27 protein-coding genes and 1 tRNA gene are annotated in these 24178 nt (G+C 45.1%); 13 read left to right on the forward strand and 15 right to left on the reverse strand.

Annotated features, from left to right (window positions below):
• Nucleotides 1–20: 20 nt before the first annotated feature.
• Nucleotides 21–1100, reverse strand: coding sequence for a class II fructose-bisphosphate aldolase (fbaA, locus tag DYU05_RS08170; protein WP_117382457.1), 1080 nt, complete (start codon nucleotides 1098–1100; stop codon nucleotides 21–23).
• Nucleotides 1101–1328: 228 nt separating this feature from the next.
• Between fbaA and accD the strand changes: the two genes are divergently transcribed.
• Entirely contained in the window at nucleotides 1329–2204 is an 876-nt protein-coding gene (gene accD, locus DYU05_RS08175) for an acetyl-CoA carboxylase, carboxyltransferase subunit beta (protein WP_117382458.1), read from the forward strand.
• A gap of 143 nt (nucleotides 2205–2347) precedes the next feature.
• On the opposite strand, the gene DYU05_RS08180 is transcribed toward accD, so the two are convergent.
• The 3 genes from DYU05_RS08180 to glmM all read right to left on the reverse strand — a co-directional run bounded on the left by DYU05_RS08180 (nucleotide 2348) and on the right by glmM (nucleotide 5278).
• Entirely contained in the window at nucleotides 2348–2638 is a 291-nt protein-coding gene (locus DYU05_RS08180) for a hypothetical protein (protein ID WP_133300198.1), read from the reverse strand.
• 56 nt (nucleotides 2639–2694) lie between these two features.
• Nucleotides 2695–3831 carry a cysteine desulfurase family protein gene (locus DYU05_RS08185; protein ID WP_117382460.1) on the reverse strand — a complete coding sequence of 379 codons (1137 nt, stop codon included), beginning with the start codon at nucleotides 3829–3831 and terminating at the stop codon, nucleotides 2695–2697.
• Between the two features lie 61 nt (nucleotides 3832–3892).
• Entirely contained in the window at nucleotides 3893–5278 is a 1386-nt protein-coding gene (glmM, locus tag DYU05_RS08190; protein ID WP_117382461.1) for a phosphoglucosamine mutase, read from the reverse strand.
• Nucleotides 5279–5403: 125 nt separating this feature from the next.
• On the opposite strand from glmM, the gene DYU05_RS08195 reads away from it, so the two are divergent.
• Complete coding sequence (locus DYU05_RS08195; protein ID WP_117382462.1) at nucleotides 5404–5973, forward strand: phosphatase PAP2 family protein; 570 nt, start codon at nucleotides 5404–5406, stop codon at nucleotides 5971–5973.
• A gap of 417 nt (nucleotides 5974–6390) precedes the next feature.
• Here the strand turns inward: DYU05_RS08195 and DYU05_RS08200 are convergent, their stop codons facing one another.
• From DYU05_RS08200 to DYU05_RS08235, 9 genes are all read right to left on the reverse strand, one after another.
• Nucleotides 6391–6840, reverse strand: coding sequence for a MarR family winged helix-turn-helix transcriptional regulator (locus DYU05_RS08200; protein WP_117382463.1), 450 nt, complete (start codon nucleotides 6838–6840; stop codon nucleotides 6391–6393).
• 36 nt (nucleotides 6841–6876) lie between these two features.
• Nucleotides 6877–7038: a DUF5522 domain-containing protein gene (locus DYU05_RS21080; RefSeq protein WP_165852023.1), complete on the reverse strand. Its 162-nt coding sequence runs from the start codon at nucleotides 7036–7038 to the stop codon at nucleotides 6877–6879.
• Nucleotides 7038–7976, reverse strand: a complete 939-nt coding sequence (locus DYU05_RS08205; RefSeq protein WP_117382464.1) for an MBL fold metallo-hydrolase — start codon at nucleotides 7974–7976, stop codon at nucleotides 7038–7040. Before DYU05_RS08205 ends, DYU05_RS21080 begins: the two co-directional genes overlap by 1 nt.
• Entirely contained in the window at nucleotides 7976–8581 is a 606-nt protein-coding gene (gene coaE / locus DYU05_RS08210) for a dephospho-CoA kinase (RefSeq protein WP_117382465.1), read from the reverse strand. The genes DYU05_RS08205 and coaE overlap by 1 nt, the downstream gene beginning before the upstream one ends.
• Nucleotides 8581–9528, reverse strand: a complete 948-nt coding sequence (locus DYU05_RS08215; protein ID WP_117382466.1) for a CdaR family protein — start codon at nucleotides 9526–9528, stop codon at nucleotides 8581–8583. The genes coaE and DYU05_RS08215 overlap by 1 nt, the downstream gene beginning before the upstream one ends.
• A gap of 174 nt (nucleotides 9529–9702) precedes the next feature.
• Nucleotides 9703–10029, reverse strand: a complete 327-nt coding sequence (gene yajC / locus DYU05_RS08220) for a preprotein translocase subunit YajC (RefSeq protein ID WP_117382467.1) — start codon at nucleotides 10027–10029, stop codon at nucleotides 9703–9705.
• Between the two features lie 14 nt (nucleotides 10030–10043).
• Nucleotides 10044–10493, reverse strand: a complete 450-nt coding sequence (locus tag DYU05_RS08225; RefSeq protein WP_117382468.1) for a DUF1573 domain-containing protein — start codon at nucleotides 10491–10493, stop codon at nucleotides 10044–10046.
• A gap of 15 nt (nucleotides 10494–10508) precedes the next feature.
• Entirely contained in the window at nucleotides 10509–11459 is a 951-nt protein-coding gene (nusB, locus tag DYU05_RS08230; protein WP_117382469.1) for a transcription antitermination factor NusB, read from the reverse strand.
• Nucleotides 11460–11498: 39 nt separating this feature from the next.
• A complete protein-coding gene (locus DYU05_RS08235; protein WP_117382470.1) occupies nucleotides 11499–12584 on the reverse strand; it encodes a Glu/Leu/Phe/Val family dehydrogenase in 1086 nt (361 codons plus the stop codon).
• A gap of 264 nt (nucleotides 12585–12848) precedes the next feature.
• Here DYU05_RS08235 and DYU05_RS08240 point away from each other — a divergent pair, with 264 nt between their 5' ends.
• The 4 genes from DYU05_RS08240 to DYU05_RS08255 all read left to right on the forward strand — a co-directional run bounded on the left by DYU05_RS08240 (nucleotide 12849) and on the right by DYU05_RS08255 (nucleotide 16907).
• Nucleotides 12849–14636, forward strand: a complete 1788-nt coding sequence (locus tag DYU05_RS08240; protein WP_117382471.1) for an ABC transporter ATP-binding protein — start codon at nucleotides 12849–12851, stop codon at nucleotides 14634–14636.
• Between the two features lie 113 nt (nucleotides 14637–14749).
• Nucleotides 14750–15205: a cold-shock protein gene (locus DYU05_RS08245; protein WP_117382472.1), complete on the forward strand. Its 456-nt coding sequence runs from the start codon at nucleotides 14750–14752 to the stop codon at nucleotides 15203–15205.
• A 138-nt stretch (nucleotides 15206–15343) separates the two neighbouring features.
• Nucleotides 15344–15670, forward strand: coding sequence for a DUF3276 family protein (locus DYU05_RS08250; RefSeq protein WP_117382473.1), 327 nt, complete (start codon nucleotides 15344–15346; stop codon nucleotides 15668–15670).
• Nucleotides 15671–15857: 187 nt separating this feature from the next.
• A complete protein-coding gene (locus DYU05_RS08255) occupies nucleotides 15858–16907 on the forward strand; it encodes a hypothetical protein (protein ID WP_117382474.1) in 1050 nt (349 codons plus the stop codon).
• Between the two features lies 1 nt (nucleotide 16908).
• Here the strand turns inward: DYU05_RS08255 and mgtE are convergent, their stop codons facing one another.
• Nucleotides 16909–18279: a magnesium transporter gene (mgtE, locus tag DYU05_RS08260; protein WP_117382994.1), complete on the reverse strand. Its 1371-nt coding sequence runs from the start codon at nucleotides 18277–18279 to the stop codon at nucleotides 16909–16911.
• Between the two features lie 184 nt (nucleotides 18280–18463).
• Here mgtE and ychF point away from each other — a divergent pair, with 184 nt between their 5' ends.
• Entirely contained in the window at nucleotides 18464–19567 is a 1104-nt protein-coding gene (gene ychF, locus DYU05_RS08265) for a redox-regulated ATPase YchF (protein ID WP_117382475.1), read from the forward strand.
• Nucleotides 19568–19647: 80 nt separating this feature from the next.
• Here the strand turns inward: ychF and DYU05_RS08270 are convergent, their stop codons facing one another.
• Nucleotides 19648–20502, reverse strand: coding sequence for an oxidoreductase (locus DYU05_RS08270; RefSeq protein WP_117382476.1), 855 nt, complete (start codon nucleotides 20500–20502; stop codon nucleotides 19648–19650).
• A 101-nt stretch (nucleotides 20503–20603) separates the two neighbouring features.
• Between DYU05_RS08270 and DYU05_RS08275 the strand changes: the two genes are divergently transcribed.
• The 6 genes from DYU05_RS08275 (at nucleotide 20604) to DYU05_RS08300 (ending at nucleotide 24169) form a co-directional block, all read left to right on the forward strand.
• Nucleotides 20604–20675 (forward strand) — tRNA-Arg (locus tag DYU05_RS08275).
• 188 nt (nucleotides 20676–20863) lie between these two features.
• Nucleotides 20864–21949 carry an NAD(P)-dependent alcohol dehydrogenase gene (locus tag DYU05_RS08280; RefSeq protein WP_117382477.1) on the forward strand — a complete coding sequence of 362 codons (1086 nt, stop codon included), beginning with the start codon at nucleotides 20864–20866 and terminating at the stop codon, nucleotides 21947–21949.
• Nucleotides 21950–22116: 167 nt separating this feature from the next.
• Nucleotides 22117–22488 (forward strand): response regulator transcription factor, encoded by a 372-nt coding sequence (locus tag DYU05_RS08285; protein ID WP_117382478.1) that lies wholly within the window; start codon nucleotides 22117–22119, stop codon nucleotides 22486–22488.
• Between the two features lie 103 nt (nucleotides 22489–22591).
• Nucleotides 22592–23119 carry an OmpA family protein gene (locus DYU05_RS08290; RefSeq protein ID WP_117382479.1) on the forward strand — a complete coding sequence of 176 codons (528 nt, stop codon included), beginning with the start codon at nucleotides 22592–22594 and terminating at the stop codon, nucleotides 23117–23119.
• A gap of 168 nt (nucleotides 23120–23287) precedes the next feature.
• Nucleotides 23288–23623, forward strand: a complete 336-nt coding sequence (locus DYU05_RS08295; RefSeq protein ID WP_117382480.1) for a cupin domain-containing protein — start codon at nucleotides 23288–23290, stop codon at nucleotides 23621–23623.
• A gap of 30 nt (nucleotides 23624–23653) precedes the next feature.
• Complete coding sequence (locus DYU05_RS08300) at nucleotides 23654–24169, forward strand: GNAT family N-acetyltransferase (RefSeq protein ID WP_117382481.1); 516 nt, start codon at nucleotides 23654–23656, stop codon at nucleotides 24167–24169.
• The last annotated feature ends 9 nt before the right edge of the window (nucleotides 24170–24178 follow it).

The raw sequence follows: 24178 nt of genomic DNA on the forward strand, positions 1-24178 counted from the left end.
TCTTTAGAGCTATATTGTGGTTACAGCTTGCTGTTTACATCCAGGCAGTTCAGGTCGGCAAAAGCGCTTGTTAAACGTTTAACAAACGTTTCCTCGCCCTTACGCAACCATACACGCGGATCGTAATATTTCTTGTTTGGAGAGTCATCACCATCAGGGCTGCCAATCTGCGACTGTAAATAACCTTCTTTAGCCTGGTAGTAATCTTTAATACCTTCCCAGAAAGCCCATTGCATATCTGTATCAATGTTCATTTTGATGGCACCGTAAGAGATAGCTTCTCTTATTTCTTCCTGGCTTGAGCCAGAACCACCATGGAATACAAAGTTAATTGGCTTGGCGGCAGAAAGGCTGTGTTTATTTTTAAGGAATTCCTGTGAATTGTGCAAAATAACCGGCTGTAATTTAACATTGCCTGGTTTGTAAACGCCATGTACGTTACCAAAAGCAGCAGCAATGGTAAAGCGCGGAGAAACCTTAGAAAGTTCCTCGTAAGCGTATGCAACCTCTTCAGGCTGAGTATATAAGCGAGAGCTGTCTACGTCACTGTTGTCAACACCGTCTTCTTCACCACCGGTTACACCAAGTTCAATTTCGACGGTCATGTTCATTTTTGACATCCGCTCCAGGTACTTAGCAGATATTTCGATGTTTTCTTCGATAGGCTCTTCAGATAGATCCAGCATGTGTGATGAGAACAGCGGTTTGCCTGTTTCGGCATAGAACTTTTCGCCGTGCTCAAGCAGCCCGTCTATCCACGGAAGCAGCTTTTTAGCGGCATGGTCTGTATGTAAAATAACGGCAACACCGTAGTGTTCTGCCAATAGGTGTACGTGTTTAGCAGCCGAAACAGCGCCTAAGATACATGCCTGAAGTGCTGAGTTATCAAGTGATTTGCCCGCATAAAACTGCGCGCCGCCATGTGATAACTGGATAATAACAGGCGAATTAACAGCCTTAGCGGTTTCCATTACGGCATTAATTGAATTGGTGCCGATAACGTTAACAGCCGGCAAGGCAAACTGATGCTCTTTAGCGGCTTCGAACAGGGCCTGCACCTGATCGCCGTGCAGTACACCTTTATAATTTTTCAGATCCATTAACTTTTTTGTTTGGCCCCGAATTTATCACTTCCATATGAGATTTAAGGCATTTAGGTTGAAAAAGTTGATAAAACTTGTAGAGATTATGCTGAAACACAGATACAACCTATAGACTTAGCGGGCAAATGTGCTAATGCACTTAATCGCCGTTTAACTTCTTGATGCCTCAACCAACTTTTCCAAGCTTTTTTTGTTTCTTTGCATACCTGAAAGAACAGATAAGATATGGCTTGGTTTAAGCGCGAAATAAAAGGCATCATTACCACTACAGAGGAAAAGAAAGAGGCCCCCGATGGCATCTGGAATAAGTGCCCCAACTGTAAAAAACCCTTACATTACTCAGAGCAGGTTGAAAACCAGTACGTTTGCCACTACTGCGGCTTTCATATCCGTATAGGCTCTAAAGAATATTTTTCGATATTATTTGACGACAACCAGTTTACCGAACTGTTTGGCGACCTGGTATCAGGCGACCCGCTTGAGTTTACCGACACTAAGAAGTATACTGACCGCCTTACCGAGACTAAACGTAAAACCGGGTTAAAAGATGCAATACGCTCTGCTACAGGTAAAATGAACGGCCAGGACCTTGTTATAGCCTGTATGGATTTTAACTTTATAGGTGGATCGATGGGTTCAGTAGTGGGTGAAAAGATCGCCAGATCAATTGATTACAGCATTGCCAATAAGATACCCTTCCTGATGATCTCCAAATCAGGTGGTGCCAGGATGATGGAGGCTGCTTTCTCGTTGATGCAAATGGCTAAAACATCGGCTAAGCTGGCATTACTTGCACAGGCTAAGGTACCTTACATATCATTACTAACTGACCCTACAACAGGCGGTGTTACAGCATCTTATGCCATGTTGGGCGATATTAATATAGCTGAACCGGGCGCATTAATTGGCTTTGCGGGACCAAGGGTTATTAAAGAAACAATTAAGAAAGACCTGCCTAAAGGATTCCAGACTGCAGAGTTTGTACAGGAGCACGGCTTCCTGGACTTTATAGTAGACCGCAGGGAAATGAAAGAAAAGCTGGCATCGTTCCTGAAAATGCTGGCCGTACCGGCACCAGCTCCGGCACCTCCGGTTGGATAAGCTGTTTTTGCAGGTGATCCAAAACCTGCAAAAACCACACTTTTTCTAAGTCACAGGCATAAAAAGGATTTTGTACGATAAAAAGAAGAGGGTATCTCCATTTTGGCAGATACCCTCTTCTTTAGTTAAGTGTTTTCGCGAAATTATATGCCTTCGGTGCCGGGCTCGTGGCCTACCATACGGCCGGTAGTACGACCATGCGGACGGCTAACAAAATCTGTTTTGGTAGCTACACCTTCACTCGGAAACTCGTGAGCATCCGGTGGTGTTACATCATTTTGCTCGCTGTAAGAAGCATCGTTGCCTCCCTGCTGCTGCTCTTGTTCGGTCTGCTGCCCGTAGCCTGTACCTTCATTTTCCGACTGGCGTTCTTCAGGTGTTTCGTTGGGGTTATAGTTTGGATTGTATTCCGGGCTGTTTTCGTAGTTTTCCATGATGTTTAGTTTTAAATTGTTGCTTAACATCACCCAAAAACAATGCCAACGAGAAACTAAGCGCTCACCAAGCAGATATCCTTTAGCTTGGCTACCGTATAATCAACCTCGTCCTTAGTGTTGTATTTAGAGAACGAGAAACGCACTGACGGACGGTTAGGGTTAGCACCTATAGCTGTGAGCACATGTGAACCAATGTCTGTACCGGAACTGCACGCGCTACCACCTGATGCCGAAATACCGGCAATGTCCAGGTTGAACAATAGCATATCGGCCATCTCCATTTCAGGGAACGAAGTGTTCAGTACTGTATACAAGCTTTTAGACGGATCCGTTTCCCCGTTGAAGGTTACACCGGGTACTTCCTGCTGCAGTTTGGCCATCATGTAGCTTTTTAAATCCTGTATATAGGCCTGGTGCGCATCCATTTCGGCATAAGCCAGCTCAAGCGCTTTTGCTAATCCCGCTATGCCGTAAACATTTTCGGTACCGCCACGCATGTTACGCTCCTGAGATCCGCCATAGATCATGGGGTTTATCTTCACTTTGTGGTTCACATGCAAAAAGCCAACGCCTTTAGGACCATGCAGCTTGTGGGCAGCACATACCATAAAGTGCAATTTAAGCTTTGTGAGGTCATGCCGATAGTGCCCGACAGTTTGTACCGTATCACTATGAAATATGGCGTTATAAGCCTCGCAAATGTCACCTACGCGGTCAAGGTCAGTTATCGTACCTAACTCGTTGTTCGCGTGCATCAGCGAAACAAAGCTCCGTTCATTATTTTTCAGCAATGTTTCAAGATGATCATAATCTACATTGCCTTTGTTGTCTATATCTGCAAAGCTCAGCTTTATAACGCCTGCCTTTTCCATCGCCTGCAAGGTATGCAGCACAGCATGGTGCTCCAGCCTGGTGGTGATAGCATGAGTGAGCTTATGATCTACAATACCGCAGCGTATAGCTGTGTTATCTGCTTCGGTGCCACCGCTGGTAAAAAAGATTTCTGCAGGTGATGTATGCAGCAGGTTAGCTATTGTTTTGCGCGAACGCTCGATAACGGTACGCACCTCGCGGCCATGAGCATGTATTGATGACGGATTACCAAACTGGGTTTCCATCACTTTGTACATTTCCTTTAAAACTTCAGGATCGAGGGCCGTTGTGGCGGCATTATCAAAGTATACGCGCATGGTAGTTAGTAGTAAATAGTAAGCAATGAGCGGCTGTTAATTGCCGTAGCCACGCTTCAAATTATAAATTAAGTATTTCCTTTATATCTCCAATGATCTTTTGGGCCAGGTTATCTGCAACCGTTTCTGAATTTGCTTCGGAGTAGATACGGATGATAGGCTCCGTGTTAGAACGGCGCAAATGTACCCATTCCTTGTCAAATTCTATCTTAAGGCCATCAATGGTTGTATGGGGCTGCTTGCTGTATTTCTCTTCAACCTTTAGCAGCAACGCGTCTATGTCCATCTCTGGCGTAAGCGTAATTTTATTTTTTGAGATGAAGTAGCCCGGGTACGTGCTCCTGAGAATTGATACCGGCTTACCAAACTTGGCCAGGTGGGTAAGGAACAAGGCTATACCGGCAAGCGCATCGCGCCCGTAATGCAATTCAGGCAATATCACGCCGCCATTGCCTTCACCGCCGATTACAGCGTTAACTTCTTTCATTTTATTAACGACGTTCACCTCTCCTACTGCTGCAGCGTGGTATTCGCCGCCAGCCTTTTCAGTTACATCGCGCAAAGCACGTGTTGATGAAAGGTTAGAAACCGTGTTACCTTTAATATTCTTCAAAACATAATCGGCAACAGCAACCAGCGTGTATTCTTCGCCAAACATGCTGCCATCTTCGTTCACGAAAGCCAGGCGGTCTACATCAGGGTCCACAGCAATGCCCAAGTGCGCTCTTTTCTTCACCACTTCCTGCGAAAGGGCTACAAGGTTCTCGGGCAGTGGCTCGGGGTTATGCGGAAAGTTACCGTCGGGCTCGCAAAACAGCTCATAAACGGTTTGTACACCAAGTGCTTTTAACAACGCCGGCACGAAAAGTCCGCCGGTTGAGTTTACGCAATCTATAACAATGCTGAAATTGGCAGCTGCAATAGCTTCCTTATCTACCAATGGCAAAGCCAGTATCTTATCAATATGTTTTTGAAGGTAGCTGTCGTCCTTCACAAGTTTGCCTAAATCATTTACGTCGGCATACTTAAAATCGCTTGTTTCGGCAATCTCCAATACTTCTTTACCATCAGCGTCGCTTATGAACTCGCCGGTGTGGTTAAGCAGCTTAAGGGCGTTCCACTGTTTTGGGTTGTGGCTTGCGGTAAGGATGATACCGCCGGCAGCATCCTCATCCGGAACGGCAACCTCCACGGTTGGAGTGGTGGAAAGGCCCAGATCAATTACATCAATACCCAAACCCTGCAAAGTTCCTATCACCAGGTTGTTCACCATTTCGCCTGAAAGACGTGCATCACGACCGATCACGATCTTTTTTTTACCGGAGTTTTTTACGGCCCAACTGCCAAATGCCGATGTGAACTTAACAATATCCAAAGGCGTTAAACCTTCACCTACCGCGCCGCCAATGGTGCCGCGTATTCCCGAAATTGATTTAATCAGCGTCAAAACTTCCTTTGTTTAGGCCGCAAAAATAACAATTTTAAAAGACGGCACTGTAAAATTGAAGTACTTTTAAGGTTTGAGATATTAACTATATTTGAGCCGTAAACCTCAGCATTCATCAAAAAACAATGCCCGATTTCATTTTAAACCTCGACAGGCATTTATTCTACTTTGTTAATCACACGCTTACTAACCCGTTTTTTGACTGGATAATGCCGTGGATGCGCAACCCAAGATTTTGGATTCCGCTGTACCTGTTCATTATCGTCTTCAGCATTTGCCGCTACAAAAAACAAGGGCTTATTTTAGTGGCGATGCTTTGCCTTGCCGTGGGCTTTGCCGATTTTACCAGCGCCAGTCTTGTTAAAAAGCAGGTAATGCGGCTGCGCCCCTGCCGTGATGAGGTAACATCCAAAACGGTGATAAGCCGCGTACCCTGCGGACTAGGCTACAGCTTTCCCTCTACACATGCTACCGACCATTTTGCCATGGCCACTTTCCTGTGCCTTATATTCTACCGCAGATGGAAATGGGTTGGTATAGCTGCAATTATATGGGCCGCAATTATTTGTTTCGCGCAGGTTTATGTAGGCGTGCACTTCCCGGTTGATGTAACTGCCGGTGCCCTGTATGGAGCTTTGGTGGGATGGTTGTTTGTGCTTGGTTTCAGGAAGCTGACACCTGGTTTTGTAGCGTAGTTTACTCACCCCGACGTGCTTCGCCGCCGACCCTCTCTCCGCTGCGCGCAAAGAGGGTTGGATGTTTCGTCATTGCGACGACCTTTCTATCGAGAGATTGCTTCGTTCCTCGCAATGACGCGTAGTTAATAGTTGTTTTGCTAATCTAGGTGCTCGCGTTAGTTCATTCTAAGAAATGAACATCCGCTGATAATCATATAGCATAATCATTCCTTATAAGCACTAATAACAACTCACCCCGACATCGGTAACGCGTGTCGACCCTCTCTCCGCTGCGCGCAAAGAGGGTTTGAGTTTCGTCATTGCGAGCGATAGCGCGGCAATCTCCCGACATGCTTACGGCGACCCGTTTTATCAAGAGATTGCTTCGTTCCTCGCAATGACGCAGCGGAAGAACAAGGAGCGAAAGAGCAGGCTCTATCCCCTTAATTTATCCAGCAAATTACTTAATTGTTCGGCTTCTTCTTCGGTAAGATTAGCTTTAAAGATGTCTTTCGCTTTAAATTCGCCATCCATCACAGAAAGGATCTTCAGCCCTTCGTCGCTGATGCGGATATCTACAGCGCGACGATCCTTGGTGTTGGTACAGCGCGATACCAAGCCCTTTTGTACCAGGCGGTCTACAATACGCGATGCATCAGACATCTTGTCTATCATGCGTTCCTTTAGCAGGTTTACAGTGGCCGGTTTGGGGTATTGGCCACGTAAAATGCGCAGGATGTTAAACTGCTGCTGTGTAAGGTTGTGCTTTTCGAAGTGGCTACGGGTAAAGTTGTTCATCCAGCCGTAGGTATACGACAGGTTGATGACCATTTTATGGTAGCTATCTTCAAAATTGGTACTTTTTATATCTTCCTCTATCCCCATTTAATTGGCAACGTGTTGATTGGTATGCAAATATATCTATTTATCTTTTGTTTGCTTACTCTTTTGTTCCCGCCCATAGTTCCACGGGCAATGCAGGCATTTGTTTTTACAGCAATAGCCACGCTTTAAATGGTATTCTTTAGTGAATACGTAGTTGCCGTCGGCGTTGATGTAATAATCTATATTTTCCTGCAGCATCAATTCAATATTTTCACAAATATACTGTCGACAAAGTGTTCTTTTAGCTGCCGCCCGTCGCCATGCAGCGTCCAGATCTGCTTCGGCTGAACGTTATTAATGGTGGTAATAATATCGTTCCAGTCCACATGGTCTGATATAAAGAGCGTATCCTGCGTATTTACCTGCAGGTTTTTCCAACCGGAGGCAAACAGGCGCTTTACGCCTGTAGCACGTATGTAGCTGTCGAAGGTAAAGGGCGGCACAATGTACACCCACTCTTCCTGCGTTTTCATCAGCTTACGGTTATACAACTGGTGAGCGCCCAAATTATAACCAAGTGACTTGTAAACATTGTTTATAGGCATAACCTTATGGTGCACCAGCACTTTCTTTTGCGGCGCATAGTCATTTATCATCCTGATAAGGCGCTGGCTCTTTCCCAGCCCATATGCGCCAAGCAAGACATTCACCTTAATATCGTTCAGCTTTTTTATTTCTTCTACCGGATCAGGATGTGTGGTGTTCTGGTCGGCAAAAGTAGTTTCGGTGATCAGGACATCAGCCTGTACAAACTCCATTGGCTCGCACGTATTGTCTGGCTGCAATTTGTAGTCGCCGGTGTACAGGTAACGAGTGCCCTGGTATTCCATTAAAACCTGGGCCGAGCCGGGGATATGCCCTGCCGGGATGAAACTCACCTCCACACCGCGCACGTCGAACACTTTACTGTAAGGCTGTGTAATTAATTGCTTGCCGGCATTTTTACCATAACGCAGCTGCATAAAAGCAATGGTAGCCGCAGTGGCATACACGTTGGTATTGCCGCTAACGGCATGGTCGGCATGGGCATGCGAAATCACGGCGTTGGCGACGGGTTGCAGCGGGTCTAAATAAAAGTCGCCGTACCGGCAATACAAACCATTGCCGTCAAACTGTAAAAAGTCTTCTAAGATCATTAAGCTTGAGAAAGGGATAGATATAATTCATGCAGCCTGAGTACCTGCGGGATTACCAGTTGCGTATCGTCGTTTATAATGTTATCGTTCGCCAGCTGCAGCTTTTGTTCTTCTGTCAGCTGCTTCGCATTGCGGCTTTCAACATCTTGTTGGGTGATGTTGTCGCGTGCCATTACACGCTTCACACGGGTTTGCAGGGGTGCAGTTACTACCACCGACCGATCGCACATTTTATAAGAGTCACTCTCAAACAGCAATGCAGCTTCTTTGAGTATATAAGGCACCTTTTGGTTACCTTCAAACTGTGTCAACCAAACATCAAAAGCCCTGAAGGTGGCCGGATGCACCAACTTGTTCAGCTTTACCAGCTCCGCTTCATCGTTAAAAACAATGCCTGCTATATGCTTGCGGTTAAGCGTGCCGTCAGCAAAATAAGACTGATCACCAAAGGTTTCCTTAATGCCGTTGATGAGGATCTCGTCTGTCACCATCACGTTTTTAGCCGCATCATCAGCATAAAATACCGGTATACCTAATACTTCAAATACTTTGCACACGGTTGTTTTACCGCTGCCTATGTTGCCAGTGATACCTACTTTAAACATTACTTTTTAACAATGAAATCAACATTCTGCGGCACCATCTTCACTATTTTACTGTATGACGGCATGTTGGTTATCTTAACCGGAAGCGTAGTGTAACCCTGACGCGACCAAAGGTCGAGGTCGGCAACGGCTTCAAAGTCATCTTCGTTCATGTCCGGATAGTCGCGCAATGATGTGGTAAAAATTATCTTTATCTTCTGCGGAAAAACCTTTACGTCATAAAAATTGCGGTTGTTGATGAGCTTAACGGGCACCTCTATCGTCTTTTCGGTAAACTCATCCACGGGTATGTTAATAGAAACGGCTTTAGGCTCTACATCCAGGTTACCCTCGTTAGAGCGCTTTAATGATATACGCCTGTTAACGCTTTCGTTAAGGTCGGTCAACTTTAGTGAATCCGTCTTCCAAAAGTTTATCCGGGCAAGCACCTCCGCGGGACCGCTTATTTTTACGTAAGCCGGTTTAATGGTCATCACGCCCGATTGTGCAAACTGCCGCTCGAACTGCAAGGATGTAACCGCCTGCACAGGTACCCGTTTTACAGATCGGTTAGAAAAGTCGAAGAACAAGGTATCCGGACTAAAGCCAACCATTTCCCGGTCAGGGTCTTTCTTAGCGTTGATTTGCTTAAGCTGGCTGCTTAGTACAATAAAGTTTTTAGTGTCCAGCGATTGCAGGTCTACATTAACCTCCTTGCGCGTGTCGGTCCATTTAGAGAACAGCATTTGCCAGCCGGTACCCTGTACTATAGCGTTCACCGTATCGGGCTGCAAAGGGTGAAAAGCCCGTTTTTGCGGCGAGTTCCTGAACGTGAGCGGCTGCTTTACCGTAAACTTGTAAGGGTTAGATAACGCTGTAAACAGCCAGGCCAGTACGGCAAAAACCAGGCACGTAACGAAGGCCTGTAAGCGCCTGCGTTCTATTGCCGATAGTTTGATGATTGCCATTTTGGATGCTTAAAGCAGAAAGCGGAAAGCTTAAAGTGGGAGTAAAATTACAATTTTCTAGCGTCATGCTTCACCAGAAAACAAAAAGCTTAAGGCCAGGGTAATAATTCACCAGTTGACCTTAAGCTTTTCCGTGTTATGTTTGCTAATATAGCTTTAGCTTCAAGCTCTGTATTAAGCTTTAGTAACTGCCTGTGGGGTGTTAAGGGCTTTAGATTCTTCTAAAGAGATAGCAGATTTATTGAAACGTAACCTGGCGCCGTTCTCAACCTCTATCAGGAAAGTAGTGTCGCCAATTTCATATAACCTGCCGTGCATGCCCGAAGTGGTTACTACCTTATCGCCTTTTTTAAGCTCTTCTACGTATTTCTTCTGGTCTTTTTGCTTTTTCATCTGCGGCCGTATCATAAAAAAGTAGAACACCACTGCAATTAACCCGAACATGATTAATTGCTGGGAGCCAAAGCCGCCGCCGGCCTGTAATAAGATAGTTGCTGTCATTTTATAGTTTTAAATTAATGTGCGGTTACTTCGCCAATAAGGTGCACCATGTTTTGGGCAGGGTTGGTATTGGCGGTAACGGTTATTTGCTTGTCCTGCAAGCCCATTTTACCAACGCTGCTAAAGGTAACTTTCACAGCGCCTTCGGCACCGGGCTGTATCGGCGCGGTTGGCCACTCGGGCTTGGTGCAGCCGCATGTGGCTACTGCATCTTTAATAATGAGAGGGGTTTTACCGGTGTTCGTAAACTTAAACTCATACGTCACCTTATCACCAGCTTTTATTTTGCCAAAGTCGTGCGTCTCTTTTTCAAACTTCATTACCGGCGCGTTGGTAGCGCTGGTAGTGCCTGCAACTGTAGGTGTACCTGCATCGGCGGTTACCGCTGTAGTACTCTGACCATTGGAGTTACAGGCTGATATGAACAAGCCTGCAACAACTGTACATAATAATAGCTTTCTCATTTTATAGGTTATATTTTATTCTTCAATCAATCCCCTGCCAATCTTCTTCACCTTATTTTCGGCTTTAAGTTCGGCAAGTATTTTGTCCAGTATACCGTTAATGAACGAGTTGCTCTTAGGCGTGCTGAATTCTTTTGATATCTCCAGGTACTCGTTGATAGTAACCTTCACCGGTATCGATGTAAAATTAATAAATTCTACAATTGCCATCTTCATTAATAATGTATCCATCATGGCAATACGGTCAGGTTCCCAGTTCTGGGTCTTTTCGGCAATAAGTTGCTGGTACTGACTGTCGTAACGGATGGTTTGTGCGTACAGGTTTAACACAAATTCACGGTCGTCTGCCCAATTGCCGCTGATTTCGGCCAGTTGGTTCTCTGCCGGGTTTTCCGAAGCAAAGTTCTTGAATGTTTTGGCGATCAACGCCTGCAGTACTTCCCTGTCCACCGGCCAGTAGATGAATTTATCTTCGAAAACCTGTTCCGCAAGTGATGATTTCAGGATAACTTTTTTGAAGATGAATTTTATAATATCTTTATCCGTGCTGATGGTGTCGTCAGTTTTAGCAAGGTATTCAGCATATTCAGGAGAATTCTTCAGGGTAATGAACAGGGATTTATCCAGCTCCGGATCAAAAGAAAAATCTACTTTGTATTTTTTTACGGCAGCCAGGTACTCTTGATTCTGACTAAGAGATACTATAAAACGGTTAGTAAGGATCTTGGTGTTGGCGTTAAGGTCTTCTTTGGTAGGCAGATGCTTGTTGGCCCTTTCTTCAGCATCTATACTGGCGTAATTCACCACATTGCTGATAAGGGTAAGCATCCATATGTACATTTCAAAAACCTGGTCTATGCTGCTCAGGAGCTGCTTTTCGTGGTGTTTAATGTCGCGCGAGTCGGACTGGTGGTACGCGTACAAGGACTGTAGAACTTTTACCCGGAGGTGCCTTCTGTTTAGCATTTTATAAGAACGATTAGGGGCCTGTGCCCAAATGATAATTTAATAGGTTGACTTTACTTTTTTAATATCGGCAATACGTTTTTCGGCAATTTTGTTAGCAGCCGTTATGGTAGAAATGCTTTCTGCTTTAGAAAGTTTTAAAACATTACGGGTTGCCTCGTAAATATTTTCTGTTAACTGCAGGGTGCGCTTTTTATTGTACCCCATCAGTTCAGAATAGCAATTAATAATGCCTCCCGCGTTAATCACATAATCCGGCGCAAAGAGGATACCTTTATCCAGCAGCATCTGGCCGTGCAGGGTTTCATCCTGCAGTTGGTTATTTGCCGAGCCGGCTATAATGGCGCATTGCAGCTTGCCTATGGTCTGCGTGTTTATTGTTGATCCCAGAGCGCAAGGGGCGTAAATGTCGGCGTTAATATCAAATATGGTGTTGTTAGAAACTGCTTCGGCACCATACTTTTTTGACACCTGGCGCCTACGCTCATCGTTTATGTCGCTTACGTACACCTTAGCGTTTTCATCGCGCAGCAGCTTTACCAGGTGCTCACCTACGTGGCCTATACCCTGCACAATAACAGAGCGGCCGGTAATATGATCGTTACCGTAAAGCTCCTTTAAACAAGCTTTCATTCCCATAAAAACGCCCATTGCAGCAATGGGTGCAGGGTCACCGCTGCCGCCCATGGTCTCGGGCACACCGGTTACATGCTGTGTTTCCATACGGATGTACTCCATATCGCGCGGGTTGGTACCCACGTCCTCAGCAGTAATAAACTCTCCGTTAAGGTTCTTGATAAAACGGCCAAACTTGCGCAACAATGCCTCTGTTTTGTCCTTACGGGAATCGCCTATGATCACGGCTTTGCCGCCACCAAGGTTTAAGCCTGCTATAGCCGACTTATACGTCATGCTTTTGCTTAACCGAAGAACATCCTGCAAGGCTTCTTTCTCGGTTTTATAGGCCCACATACGGGTACCGCCAAGCGCCGGGCCAAGTGTGGTATCATGAATAGCGATGATTGCCCTAAGGCCGGTGTCCGGGTCGCTGCAAAACACAACTTTTTTATGCCCCAGAGATTCTAACTGGTTGAAAATACTATCGGCGTTGTGTGGAACAGGCATTATCTGGGACGGTAGTGATAAAACGTTATTGCGACTGCAAAAGTAGTGTTTTTTTTGAAGTGGCAAGTGTAAAGTGTACATCCGCCTTAAAGGCCCTCGCAGATTAGCCCTATGCAAGCAACTTAAATGCGACGCAATTGTAAAATAGCAAGGCTTTATCACTGCTTTAAAACATTATGCATCCATCCCCTATTAACTTTTTATACTTTTGATCTTTGTCTTGCCGGATGCTCAGCTATCCGGTAACCCGGACCTGGATAATTCATGAAAGAACTAGCGTACCTAAATAAATTCTTTTACAAATACCGCTGGCGGCTGGTACCGGGCATATTGTTCGTTATCATCTCCAACATTTTTGCTGTACTGCCTGCACAAGTGGTAAGGGTCGCATTTGACCTGGTGACCGAAAACATCAGTACCTATCACCTGTTTGCCGGGTTTGACAGGCAGAGCATGATCTATGATATATTTGGCTCCAGCTTATTGATGTTTGGTCTGCTGGTACTGATATTGGCATTGCTAAGGGGCTTGTTCCTCTTTTTTATGCGGCAAACTATTATCCTGATGTCGCGCCATATCGAGTATGATATGAAGAACGAGATCTACGAACATTATCAAAAGCTTTCGCTTGCTTTCTACCGCCGCCACAATACCGGTGACCTCATGAACCGCGTTACCGAAGATGTAAGCCGTGTGCGCATGTACCTGGGGCCCGGCATTATGTACAGCATCAACACAGTGGTGCTTTTCGTATTAGTCATATACGCCATGGTAACCGTAAACTTAAGGCTGGCTGTATTTTCCATATTGCCGCTGCCTATCCTGGCGGTGATCATTTTTTATGTGAATACCGTTATAGAATACCGCAGTGAACAGATACAAAAGCGACTCTCCGCATTATCCAGCTTTGTGCAGGAGAACTTTTCAGGTATAAGGGTAATAAAATCATACGTACGCGAGGCCTTTGTACGCAGCAAATTTGCGGACGAAAGCGAGGAATATAAAACACAAAGCATGGCTATGGTAAAGGTGCAGGCCATGTTCTTCCCTTCCATGGTATTATTAATAGGCCTCAGTGGCGTACTTACCATGTATGTTGGGGGTGTTGAAGTAATGAAAGGCAATATCACCGCCGGCAACATTGCCGAATTTATTGTTTACCTCAACATGCTAGCCTTCCCGGTTATATCTTTAGGTTGGGTAACCTCGCTTGTGCAACGCGCTGCGGCATCGCAAAAACGCATAAACGAGTTTTTACACGAGGAGCCGGAGATACAATCGCCAAACACTGCTCCGCTTCGTTTGCAAGGCAGCATCGAGTTTAAGAACGTTTCCTTTGTATATCCGGACACCGGCATAAAAGCCCTTAAACAGGTATCATTTATAGCCAACCCTGGCGAGATGGTAGCAATAATTGGTCGCACAGGGTCAGGAAAGTCCACAGTTGCCAACCTTATTATGCGCATGTACGATACTACCGAAGGCAGCATATTGATAGACGGACAGCCACTTAAAGGTATTAACCTGGAGAGCTATCGCTCTCAAATTGGTTTTGTACCACAGGAGGTATTCTTGTTTTCTGATAAAATATCGCACAACATTGCCTTTAGTGCCGATGTGCTGGATATGCCGCGGGTAGAGCAAGCTGCTAAAGATGCCGCGGTTTACAACAATATTATAGAGCTGGAACAGGGGTTTGAAACGCTGATAGGAGAACGCGGCGTTACCCTATCAGGCGGGCAAAAACAAAGGGTAAGTATTGCGCGGGCTATTGCAAAGCAGCCGCAGGTACTGATATTTGATGATTGCCTATCAGCTGTGGACACACGCACCGAGGAGGAGATCCTGAGCAACCTGGGCCGTATAATGCAGGGCAAAACCAGCATTATTATATCGCACCGAATATCGACCATTAAAAATGCCGACAAGATTTTGGTAATAGACAATGGCGAGATAATTGAACAGGGCACCCACACCGAGTTGATGGAGCTGAAAACTGCTTACTTTGAGCTGTATGAAAAGCAGTTACTGGAGGAAGAAGAGAAGGCATAAAGCAACTAATACTCGCCTCAAATTAATTTGTCAAGCAACATCTTTTCATTTAGGGGATTTTATTTCTTAAATTTACACGAACTGGTAATAATTCAATAACAATAAACGCATATATGGGTACATCTTCCGAAACATTCAATAAAAAAGAACGAGAAAAGAAAAAGTTAAAAAAACAGCAGGAGAAAAAAGAAAAAGCTGAAGACCGCAAAACCAACGCTGCAAAAGGTAAGGGTTTAGAGGACATGATGGCTTATGTTGACGCGAACGGCAACCTTACGTCTGTACCGCAAGATCTTTCTTTACGCAAGAAAGTATCTGCAGATGATATACAGATAGCTGTGCCTAAGCAGGAGCATGTTGAAGAAGAAATTGTTCGTAATGGAACGGTTGCATTCTTTAACGACTCCAAAGGATTTGGTTTTATCAGAGATTTGCAAACGCAGGAAAGCATTTTTGTTCATGTTAACGCTTTAACAGAACAAATTCGTGAAAATGACAAGGTAACCTTTGAAATAGAACAGGGCCAAAAAGGCCCCACTGCAGTAAAAGTAAAAAAGACAGTTAAATAGCTGCTTTTCATAAGCCTGTCTGTCCCATAAATAACATGTGTTTTTAGTTGCAACGATTCAATATTGTTACAATAAATAGTTGCAGTTTAAATTTTTATTTATATTTATCCCAACCAAAACTAATTACAGCACATATTTATGGGAGAATTTGACAACAGAGAACGTGAGGAAGTTTACTCCAAGAAGGTTAGAGCCGGGAAGAGAACTTATTTTTTTGACGTGAAGGCAACCCGCTCGAACGACTACTATGTGACCATTACCGAAAGCAAAAAACGTTTAGAGGACGGTGTATTTATAAAGCACAAGATATTCTTGTATAAAGAAGATTTTGAAAAGTTTGCAGAAGGCCTGAAACACACTGTTGATTATATAAAAGACCACCAGGAAGTGGTAGAGAAACGTTACGAGTTTAGCGAAGCATCTGAAGTAAGTAAAGCTGACGAAGACTTCTCATTCGAAATATAGGTAACCCTAATTTAGACCTTAATATTACAACATGAATACCCGGCTGCAAAGGCGGGTATTTTTGTTTAAGGTATTTTGCCGTTAGTACGCAAACAAATTCACCTTTTTAGCTTTTATAGGTTATTCTTTTTAGCCGCAGCATAAATTACTCTGTCTTTCTTAAAACCACAAACTACCGGCCCTGCTGATGATACATACTGATACCCCGAACGGAAAAGACCTTGTACAATTTAGTAAATACCCTGATGCCGGCATTGACATGCAAAAGCTGATAGGTACGCAACACTTATTTTGCCGCTACAGTGAAACACGTGAAGGTTTTATTGTAACGCCTATAGCCAACATGACCTTGCAGCCGGATGGCCGCATTACCGGCCACAGCCACCCTAACGAAGGTTACTGGCAGCCGTACGATTATGGCACTGTACCCGCCGACAAAGCCTTTGCTTTTGTGGGTGCCGGCAATAAGTTTATTCCGAGTTCTGTTTGGCAGCAATCCTTCTGCGATATACCCGTAGGTTATTATTGCGGTGATCCGGAATCACCGCATAAACTTTGCCTGGTACCAAATGAACCTACTGAAAGTAACAGCGAGATTATATATGTTATAGCGTCCTGTCTTCCTTTTTACGAGCATACCGTGCCGAAGCTATTAGAAGAACTCCTAGCCGAAGGCATTGAACCTGCACGTATTAAGGTAGTGGTGAACGGTGCTACTACAGATGAGGATAAAACAATAAACGGCGTAGACCATGCCTTTAGCAAGCACAATGCCTGGGAACTTACTGCATTGTACGAGGCGCCGCTGCGCTGGCAATTTGATTATGCCATGCTGATACACGACACCAACCAGGTGTACCCTGGTTTTAGGCGCAAGGTAGAAACCTTTAACCAGCACTTGCCATGGGATATAATCCCTGCTACACCCATGGCGCGCTGCCTGTTAGGATTGTACTCGCACCAGTTTTTGATGAGTTGTAGCGGATTTTTGCAGCAGGTTGACCGTATGCCTAAGAACGATGCCATAATAGTAGAGGTTGCAGGCGAACTAATCCACCGTGCTAACGCGGTTTTAGCCATGGGCGATCCGGAAGCGAACGGTGCGGCAAGGCAGCCTGAATGGCGGGAAAGTGCGGACTTTTTTAACTCCGGCACGTTGCGCGTGAGGCGGGTGTTCCCAACTATTAACCTGCACAAATATACCCATACAGATATTTCCGATGCTTTTAACCTGTAAGTTACAGGAGCACGCCTTTCATGAACACAACGGCAACAGTGAAGTAAATAATCAGCCCTGTAACATCTACCAACGTAGCTACAAAAGGCGCGGAAGATGTTGCAGGGTCGGCACCGAGTTTTTTGAGCAGTAAAGGAAGCATAGACCCTGCCAGCGAGCCCCAAAGCACGACGCCTACAAGCGAGAAACCGACTGTAAATCCTACCAATAGCCAATGCGGACCATAGATATCGCTGAACATGCTCCAGGCGGCTATCCGCAGAAAGCCTATTATACCGAGCGTAACACCCAGCATCAGACCGGAGAGTATCTCACGGCGCATTACGCGCCACCAGTCTGCAAGGGTAACCTCGCCCAGAGCCATAGCTTGAATAATAAGTGTTGATGCCTGGGAGCCGCTGTTGCCGCCACTGCTAATAATAAGCGGAACAAAAAACGCAAGCACTACTACTTTTTCTATTTCATCACCAAAGTAACTCATGGCGGTAGCGGTAAGCATTTCGCTAAAGAAAAGGATGATAAGCCAGCCTACGCGCTTCTTTACGAGCGTGAAAAGGTTAATATCCAGGTAGGGCTCGTCCAATGCTTCGGTACCACCTATCTTTTGTATGTCTTCAGTATATTCTTCGTTGGCTATCCACAGGATGTCGTCCACTGTAACTATGCCCAGCAGGATGCCTTCGCTATCAATAACCGGCAATGCCGTGCGGTTATTCATCCTGAACACGTTAATCGCTTCTTCCTGCGGGTCGGCAGCGCTTAGGGAGATCAGCCGACCATCCATAAGGTCGCTTACCTTTGTTTCCGGTTTTACCAGTAATATCTCCCGAATACGTATATCGTCCAGCAGCACACCGTTGTCATCTATCACATAAATAACGTCAATCGTTTCCGAGTTCTTACCGTAGCGACGAATGTGCGACAGCACCCTTGTAACATCCCAGGTCTTCTTAACGGCTATGTAGTCCGGTGTCATCAAACGGCCGACACTGTCCTCCTTGTAGCCCAAAAGACCTAAAGCTTCCTTACGGTCTTCTGGTGACAGGTGCAGGATAAGGTTCTTTACGGCATCGCCATGCAGTTCCGCAAAAAAAGATGTACGGTCGTCAGGTGGCAAGGCATTGAGTATCTCCCCTACTTTTTGGCCGGTAAGTTTTTTTATAATACGCTCCTGCGTAGGGAAATCGAGTATTCTGAAAACGTTTACTGCCCGGTTTAGCGAAAGGGTGGCAATAATGGTAGGGCCATGTTCAGGTATCTCGCCAATAAGTTCTTCTACGTCCGAAATATTAAGGTTGTTTAAATACTCCTGCAGTTGCGTAGTATCCTCCTGCTCCAGTAACAATTCTATTTGTTCAACCATTTCGTCCATAAAAGCCCTCTTGTTTACATGGGTGTAACCTTGTTTTTGTGCAGGCAAAAGTCGTTTATTTTTTCAAATTACAAGGCTTTTTTTATGTTATCTTTGCCGCTCAAAAAGAGTCAGGAATTAAGAGTCAAAAGATAAAATACTGTCTTGGTTCTTTATTCTTGTTTCTTGAGTCAAAAACATAAAAATGGGTTTACAATGTGGTATAGTAGGGCTGCCAAATGTGGGCAAGTCTACACTTTTTAACTGTTTATCAAATGCAAAAGCACAGGCGGCCAACTTCCCGTTCTGTACTATCGAGCCAAATGTGGGGGTGATCACCGTACCGGATGAGCGCCTTACCAAGCTTACCGAGATTGTAAATCCTAAAAGCATTGTGCCAAACACTATAGAGATAGTGGACATTGCAGGCCTTGTAAAAGGGGCCAGCAAAGGCGAGGGCCTGGGTAACCAGTTCCTGGCTAACATACGTGCTACAAACGCCATTATACATGTGCTGCGCTGCTTTGATAATGATAACGTTATACACGTTGACGGTTCTGTAGACCCTATTCGTGATAAAGAGATCATTGACACCGAACTGCAGTTAAAAGACCTTGACTCAATAGAGAAAAAGATCTCCAAGATTGAGAAAATGGCCAAAACCGGCGGCGACAAAGATGCTAAGAAAGCTTTTGAAGTACTTACGGTTTACCGCGAGCACCTGCTTGCCGGTAAATCTGCACGTACTGCGCCGGTGGCAGAGGAAGATAAAGAATACATTAGCGATATATGGCTGCTTACCGCAAAGCCGGTAATGTACGTTTGTAACGTGGACGAAGCTTCGGTAAGTACAGGTAACGCTTACGTTGAGAAAGTACGCGAAGCTGTTAAGGAAGAGAATGCCGAGGTGTTGATTATTTCTGCCCAAATAGAAGCTGAGATTGCCGAAATGGAATCTTACGATGACCGCCAGATGTTCTTAGCAGACCTTGGCCTGAGCGAATCTGGTGTGAACCAGCTGATAAAAGCTGCCTACCGCCTGCTTAACCTGGCTACCTACTTCACCGCAGGTGTGCAGGAAGTGCGCGCGTGGACCATCACACAAGGCTTTACGGCGCCACAAGCTGCAGGCGTTATCCACACCGATTTTGAGAAAGGCTTTATCCGCGCAGAGGTGATCAAGTATGATGACTTTGTGAAGTTTAACGGTGTAGAAAGCGTTATTAAAGAAAACGGCAAAATGGCTGTAGAAGGTAAAACCTACGTGGTTGAGGACGGCGACATTATGCACTTCAGGTTCAACGTTTAACCCCCTAGCCCCCCATGAAGGAAGAATAAGATTTATAAACAAAGCGGGCTGTTTAAGTTTAAACAGCCCGCTTCTTTTTATTATCGTTCGTTCTCGGGGAAGTCTGCCCCGATGCTCAGGTCTTTCCAAGCCTCAAAATTTTCTTTCAGCATGGTAAGTTTCTCATTGGCCATATTGTAAGCCATCTCGCCAAGCAGTAATCTAAGCTGCGGCTTTTCTGAATTTACGGCATCTATTATGGCCTGCGAACCTCGTACAGGGTCGCCCACTTGTTTGCCGCTGCCTTCTAAACTGGCGCTCATGCGTTTTCCAACCGTGTCTTTGTAATCGTCAAGCTGCGTTTCGGTGCGGGCGGTAGATCTTCCGGCCCAATCGGTACGGAAAGGTCCCGGTTCAACCAACAATACCTTTATACCAAGCGGCGCCACCTCCTGCGAAAGCGATTCTGATAAGGCTTCTACAGCAAACTTGGTGGCGTGATAGTATGCTGTAGCAGCAAACGCGCGCAAACCGCCAATAGATGAAAAGTTCACTATGTGTCCTTTACGCTGTTTACGCATACCCGGTAGCACGGCTTGTGTCATACTCACCAAACCAAAGAAGTTGGTCTCAAATTGGGCGCGTATTTTTTCTTCCTCGCCTTCTTCAATACTGGTAAAGTAGCCATAGCCGGCGTTATTTACCAGCACATCTATTTTACCGAAGGTAGTGGTTGCTTTCTCCACGGCATCAGCTATCTGTTGCTTATTTGTAACATCCAGCGGGAGCACTAAAGCAGAGGTATTATAACCATTGGCAAGGTCTTTTATTTTCTCAGTGTCGCGGGCGGTGATCACCACATTATAGTTTTGTTGCAGCAGTAATTTTACCAACTCCCGGCCAAAACCGGTAGAACAGCCAGTGACGAACCAAACGGGGGCGTTATTATTATCCATGATCTCTTTTATTGTTGTGTTTAATCAACAGCCGGCAGGCGTTCAGGTTTGTCAGAAATTTGACAGGAATAGAACGTAAAATTATATATTTGCATGCAATTGCTCCCGTAGTTCAATGGATAGAATTATGGTTTCCGGTACCATCGATATGAGTTCGAATCTCGTCGGGAGCACACCACTAAGCCCTTCCTATTCAGGAAGGGCTTTTTTGTTGACCTTTAAATCCCATCTGGTCAGTTCCTCTGCAAAATAGCTTACGGTAGTTACTTATTTCTGCAAAAGCGGAAATGCTTAAAACTTGCTAGGCTCACAACTGTTAACCAGTAATTAAATTACTTACGATAAACTATAAAGACAAAAGATGGAAAACTTAAAAGCTAAAGGCTACGGAGCTACAGGCTCTATTTTAAGCAGTTTAAAGCCGATGGCTTTTGAACGTACCCCGCCTAAAGAAGATGAGGTGTTAATAGATGTGTTATACTGCGGTGTATGCCATTCGGATTTACACCAAGTGAAGAACGACTGGGGTAATACCATTTACCCGTGTGTGCCCGGGCATGAGGTTGTAGGTAAAGTAGTACAGGTAGGCAGCGCGGTAAGCAAATATAAAGTAGGCGATGTTGTAGGTGTAGGCTGTATGATTGACTCATGCGGACATTGTAACCCATGCACCGACGGAGAAGAAAACTACTGTGAAGGCCCGGTAAGCTGGACCGCAACCTACAATGGCTATATGAAACCAGATGGAAGCGGTTTTAATACATTCGGCGGCTATTCAGACAAGATTGTTGTTAAAGAGTCTTTTGTGCTGAGCATTCCTGATGCTCTTGATATAAAGTCAGCAGCTCCCATCTTGTGCGCTGGAGTTACTACTTATTCGCCACTAAAGCACTGGGGCATTAAGGCAGGCAGCAAAGTTGGTGTAGCAGGAGTTGGAGGCTTGGGTCACATGGCAATTAAATTAGCAAAGGCCATGGGTGCAGAGGTGACAGCTATTACCCGCGATGAAGAGAAAAGATCAGATGCCATACGTTTTGGCGCAAGCGACGTACTTGTTTCTACAGATAAAGAAGCCATTGCTAAAAAAGAACTAAGCCTCGACTTTATCCTGATAACCATTCCTGATGAATTTGAGGTGAACGCCTATGTTAACTTACTTAAGAAAGATGGAGTACTGGTAACCGTGGGCTTACTTGCGCCATATGCAAAAGCGCTTAACAATATGGAAGTAGCTTTTCACAGGCGATCAGTAGCCGGCTCGTTAATCGGCAGCATTGCAGAAACGCAGGAGGTACTTGATTTTTGCGCAGAACACGGAATAGCGCCCGATACAGAAATGATACGCATACAAGACATTAACGATGCATATGATAAGATGAAGGACAAAGAAGTGCATTACCGTTATGTTATTGATATGCAATCCTTAAAAGAAGAAGAAATAAGTTAATAACATTTTTGCCACGGGTAAAGGAAATCATGCTTTTATCCGTGGTATTTATTGGTTAATCTATTTCGAAAAAGAATGTGTTGACAAACTTTTATGGTGTGCAAAGATTTTTGCAAAAATAAGTTTCCGTTATTTATTCTTGGCTTCTTAATTGCTTACTAAACATCATGGGCAATAAAGTATTAGTGATTGAGGATGAGCCGGTAATAGGCGAGATGATGTGCATGCTTTTAGAAGACGAAGGTTATAAAGTAATTAGCCTGAACAGTACAGATTGGGCACGCAATAGCCTTCCTCTGCATGACGTATCTTTAGTGACACTTGACCTGAACCTTGGCAAAGAACGCGGAGACGCTATGTGCCGCTACATAAAATCGCAGCCGGAACTCAGCCACATAGCGGTAATGCTGGTTTCCGGATCTTCTGACTTGGAGCAGATTAAAGTAGAATGTGGTGCAGATGATGCCCTGGCCAAACCGTTTAGCCTGGAAGATTTTACAAACAAAGTAAGGGCCTTTACCAAAAGGCAGTCCGCATAAATTTCGCTGATACTAAGGATTCGGACGGTTACCGCAGGCAAATTAATTTATAATATGCCGTAAATACCGCCGTTTTAATACTTTTACAGCAAACCCTTACCAAATGAAACAATTCAGAACATCTATTTTGGCAGCGGCAATTTTATCAGCAGTAATTGTGCTGCCTGCCTGCAAATCTAAAAAGCCTGTTGTTGCAGCACAACCTGCACCGGTGGCCAAACCAGTACCGGCACCCGCACCGGCGCCAAAACCCGTACCTGTTGAAACGCCTGCACCTCCTCCGGCACCTGCACCTCCAAACTATAACTTTGCTAATATTCAGTTCGAATTTAACTCAGGCATACTCAAAACAGAGGCCTACCCTATTTTGGACAAAGCCGTTACAGAGATGAAGAAAGACCCTACTGCTAACTTTGTGCTTAACGGCAATTCATCTGCGGAAGGTACCGATGAGCACAACATGCAGCTTTCTATAGAGCGTGCTACGTCAGTAAAATTATACCTTACTAATAGTGGAATAAGCGGCGACAACCTTACCGTAAAAGGCTGGGGTGAAAGCAAGCCGATAGCAGCCAACACCAGTGAAGCAGGCCGCGTATTAAACCGCAGGGTGGAAATAAAAAAGCAATAATCATTAGTACCATATCCGCCATCAACCGGCGGAACGAAACAAAGGCTGCATCTTATCAATGCAGCCTTTGTTTTTTTAGAACAAGAGGCGCAGCCTATTAGTGATCTGGCGTATATTGCAGTTTAAACCACAGGTACCGCTTTGCCGGCACTTGCAGCTGAAAACGTAATGGACACTTCTATATTTTTCAAATTCGACGACATACCGGTAAAAGAGATCGCGCCGGGTTACATGTCAAAGATCATCCACACGCAAAACAACACCATCAACTTTATTGAGGTAAAAGCCGGTTATGATGTACCCACACACCAGCATATCCACGAGCAAAGCGCTTTTGTGCTGGAAGGTACCTTTCAGCTTACCGTAAACGGTGTTCCACAACTGCTTGACAAGGGTATGTTTGCTGTTATACCGCCAAACGTTCCGCACAGTGGCCTTGCTATAACCGACTGTCGCCTGATAGATGTTTTTAGCCCGGTACGGGAAGATTTCAAGTCGCTTTAGGCAGTTAGACAGATTTTTTACATTTGCCCTATGAGCATTACTAAAGCGACCCTAGCCGACGTCAGCGCGCTGCATACATTAGTTAACAGCAGCTACCGTGGCGAAAGCTCTCATAAAGGCTGGACCACCGAAGCGGGCTTGATAGACGGACAGCGTATAGACCACGACAGCCTGGTTGAGCAGCTAAACGATCCATCTGCCGTTATTCTAAAGAATACAGATGAAAGCGGCAACATTACAGGCTGTGTATACCTGCAAAACCGCGGTGACGGCAGCATGTATTTGGGAATGCTGAGCGTGAAGCCCGAACTTCAGGCTCGTGGCCTAGGCAAACAACTGCTACTAGCAGCGGAAGACTATGCCTTTAACTGGGATATAACAACTATAGTAATGACGGTTATTACCACCCGCACCGAACTGCTGAACTACTACGAGCGGCGCGGTTATAGTAAAACCGGCGAGGTTATCCCCTTAATAATCGAAGAACGGTTTGGCATACTAAAGCAGCCGCTGAACATGTACAAACTGGAAAAAAAATTGAAATAAAACTGGAAA

Origin of the sequence: Mucilaginibacter terrenus (genome assembly GCF_003432065.1) — a bacterium.
In the GTDB taxonomy this organism is placed as follows: Bacteria; Bacteroidota; Bacteroidia; order Sphingobacteriales; family Sphingobacteriaceae; genus Mucilaginibacter; species Mucilaginibacter terrenus.